The 3,147-nt window shown below is 72.0% G+C and carries 4 protein-coding genes; 2 read left to right on the top strand and 2 right to left on the bottom strand.

The annotated features are described in order from the left end of the window. Positions 1-47: 47 nt before the first annotated feature. Positions 48-1,004 carry an intradiol ring-cleavage dioxygenase gene (locus ACTUAL_RS29220; RefSeq protein ID WP_440902493.1) on the bottom strand — a complete coding sequence of 319 codons (957 nt, stop codon included), beginning with the start codon at positions 1,002-1,004 and terminating at the stop codon, positions 48-50. A gap of 83 nt (positions 1,005-1,087) precedes the next feature. Continuing rightward, positions 1,088-1,690: a TetR/AcrR family transcriptional regulator gene (locus ACTUAL_RS29225; RefSeq protein WP_177154389.1), complete on the bottom strand. Its 603-nt coding sequence runs from the start codon at positions 1,688-1,690 to the stop codon at positions 1,088-1,090. Between the two features lie 110 nt (positions 1,691-1,800). Between ACTUAL_RS29225 and ACTUAL_RS29230 the strand changes: the two genes are divergently transcribed. Together ACTUAL_RS29230 and ACTUAL_RS29235 are read left to right on the top strand one after the other, a co-directional pair. Next, the gene (locus tag ACTUAL_RS29230) at positions 1,801-2,286 is read left to right on the top strand and encodes a MarR family winged helix-turn-helix transcriptional regulator (protein WP_440902494.1); all 486 of its coding nucleotides are present in this window, start codon (positions 1,801-1,803) and stop codon (positions 2,284-2,286) included. Beyond that, a partial coding sequence (locus ACTUAL_RS29235) for an MFS transporter (protein ID WP_440902495.1) occupies positions 2,283-3,147 on the top strand: 865 nt, incomplete at its 3' end. The genes ACTUAL_RS29230 and ACTUAL_RS29235, both read left to right, overlap by 4 nt.

Consider the following 3,147-nt stretch of genomic DNA (forward strand, 5'->3'; position numbering starts at 1 on the left):
GCAGCCCGCGCCTCCCGGCAGGCGGACCGGCCGGTGACCGGCTCACCTCAGGCCGGGCGGGTTCGGCCTGCGGTGGCCGGTCCGGTCGGGGGTGTTCCGCCACCCGGTGGGGTGTTGCCACCGCCGCCCGGTGGGGTGCCGCCACCGGTGGGTTCGGTTCGGGTGTCCACTCGGGCTCGCAGGGTCACCCGGTAGCCGGATGCCGGGTCGCCGGTGACCGTCGCCAGCTGGGACTCGCCGCCGTCGTCGCCGAACACGTTGTCGGTGTCCAGGGTCAGCTGGGCCAGGTTCGCCACCGAGCTCTCGTAGCCCGTCCCGGCGTACACCGCGTCGCACGCGTCCTTCGGCAGGGCCAGTTGCGAGGTCGCGATGGCGTTCGCCGAGTCGGTGATGCCCGCCTGGTCCGGGTAGACCTCGAAGTGGACGTGCGGCCACCTGCCGGTGTAGCAGGCCGGGAAGGTGCTGGTGAAGGCCACCTTCCCGGTCGCGTCCGCGATCTGCACGCCGCGCAGGTAGTTCTCGTCCTCCAGGCCGTCGCTGTACATCGAGTAGCCGCCCGCGCGGTCGCAGTGCCACACGTACACCGCCACGCCCTCGAACGGGACGTCGCCGCCCGCCACGTCCACGATGGACAGCTCCAGCGCCATCGGGACGCCCTCCGCCACCGCGCTGCCGGTGCCGAAGCTGGAACGGATGTCCGAGCGGACGATGCCGGACTGCTCCAGCACGTCCGGGCCGTTCGAGCCGTCGCCGGGGTACGGGCCCGCCGTCTCGTCGGGGATCTCGCCCGTGGCCCGCGCGGTCGTCGTGGCGCCGGTCGTGGCGGCCGTGCCCGCCGCGCCGCAGGCGGTCAGGCCCGCGAACACCGCGCCCACGCCGAAGATCCGCAGTGCGCGGCGGCGGTCCAGCAGGGTGCCCACGTCGAAGCCCAGGCCCTGGTCCACCAGCTCCTCGTGCGGGCGGGGCAGGCGGCGGCCCCGGTAGGTCTGCTCGTCGTCTCGCATGGGGCCCACCCTGGTCGGGCGGGCTGTGCGGGCTCTGTGCGGCGCCTGTGGAACCGCTGGACGAACGCGGCAGCCGGGAGGGCTCAGCCCGCGACGTGCCGCAGGGCCGACAGGAGCACGTCCGAGAGCGGGCGGTCCGGGTTCTCGATCCAGTGCTGGGTCGCCGCGCGCAGTGTGGTCAGGAACGCCGCCGACAGGACTCGCGCGCGCAGCGCCGCCTCGGGGTCGTCGGCGGGCATCCGGGACGCCAGCTCGTCGGCCAGCTCGCGCTCCACGGCGCTGTGCGCGGCGACCTGGTGCACCACCAGGCTCGGGTGCCCGCGCACGAGCCTGCGCTGCGCCACCAGCGCGGGGTCCAGGCCGTCCAGCTCCGCGGAGAAGGCGCGGGCCGCGTCGAACAGGGCCCTGCGCACCGGGACGTCCGCAGGCTGGGCGCGCAGCAGGTCGACGATGGCGCGCAGCCTGGCCCGGTGGCCGTGGAAGATCGCTTCTTCCTTGTTCGCGAAGTAGTTCGAGAACGTCCGGCGCGACACCGAGGCGGCGTCGGCGATGGCCTCGACGGTGAGCCGTTCGAGGCCGTGCTCGATCGCCAGCCTGAGGGCGGCCTCGTGCAGGGCCTGGCGCGTGGCGGCCTTCTTGCGCTCGCGCAGCCCGACGGTGGTGTCCAGATCGACCGTGGTGTCCATTTCGGCGTTCAGGGTAGCCGCAGTCACACAAACTTCCCAATGAGCAAACTTGCACAATGCGCAAGTTGCCCTGATACTTGTATGGGGCAACCACTCAGGGAGGGCTCATCGTGGACGCCAACCCGCGCCACTCCGAGATGCAGGACCGCATCCAGGACCTCATGAAGACCGTGCGGATGCTCAAGCAGTCGCACTCCGAGCGGGCCACAGGCGTCCCGACCGGGCTCATCACGACGCTCAAGCTGATCAGCAAGATCAGCGACGACCCGTCCGGCTGCCACGCCAAGCAGCTCGCGCACCAGGCCGCGCTCGACCCGTCGACGGTCAGCCGCGCGGTCGCCGCGCTCGTGGGGCAGGGACTGGTCGAGCGGCAGGCCGACCCCGTGGACGGGCGGGCCAGCATCCTGGTCGTCACGCCCGCCGGGCAGGAGGCGCTGGACCGCGCGCGCCGCTGGTACGAGGACCTGATGGACCGGGCGCTCGCCGGGTGGACCCCCGAGGAACTCGACGCGTTCAACGACGCGCTTGGGCGCTTGAACGCAGACGTAGCAGGAGCCATCGGCTCCCCGAGCACAGCACTGGAGGACGCGCGATGAGCGCACCCGCCACCACGGCGGACACCCGGAACCACCAACCGGGCGAACCGATGAACCACCGGCAGATCATGGAGGCCCTCAGCGGCCTGCTGCTCGTCCTGTTCGTCGCGATGCTCAGCGGCACGGTGGTCTCCACCGCCCTGCCGCAGATCATCGGCGCTCTGGAGGGGACGCAGACCCAGTACACCTGGGTCGTCACCGCGACCCTGCTGACCGCCACCGCGAGCACCCCGATCTGGGGCAAGCTGGCGGACCTGTTCAACAAGAAGACGCTCGTCCAGTCGGCGATCGTGCTGTTCATCATCGGTTCGGTGATCAGCGGTTTCGCGCAGAGCGCCGGTCAGCTGATCGCCGCCCGCGCGTTCCAGGGCATCGGCGTCGGCGGCCTGCAGGCGCTGGTGCAGGTGGTCATCGCCGCGATGATCCCGCCCCGCGAGCGCGGCCGGTACAACGGCTACCTGGGCGGCGTGATGGCGCTGGCCACGGTCGGCGGCCCGCTGCTCGGCGGGCTGATCGTGGACACCTCGTGGCTGGGCTGGCGCTGGTGCTTCTTCGTCGGCGTCCCGGTCGCCGTGGTGGCGCTGCTGGTGCTCCAGGCGACGCTGAAGGTGCAGACCGCGCGCCGGGAGAACGTCAAGATCGACTACCTGGGCGCGGGCCTGATCGCGGCGGGCGTGAGCGTGCTGCTGATCTGGATCTCGTTCGTGGACGGCTCGTTCGACTGGATCTCCTGGCAGAGCGGCGCGATGGTCGGCGGCTCGGTCCTGCTGCTGGGCCTGGCGGTGCTGGTGGAGCACAAGGCGTCCGAGCCGGTGGTCCCGCCGAAGATCGTGAAGGACCGCACGACGGCGCTCGCGATCC

Source organism: Actinosynnema sp. (genome assembly GCF_052038725.1).

Coding starts and splice junctions, on each gene's coding strand:
- ACTUAL_RS29220 (WP_440902493.1), bottom strand. CDS start 1,004: ATGCGAGACGACGAGCAGACCTACCGGGGCCGCCGCCTGCCCCGCCCG.
- ACTUAL_RS29225 (WP_177154389.1), bottom strand. CDS start 1,690: ATGGACACCACGGTCGATCTGGACACCACCGTCGGGCTGCGCGAGCGC.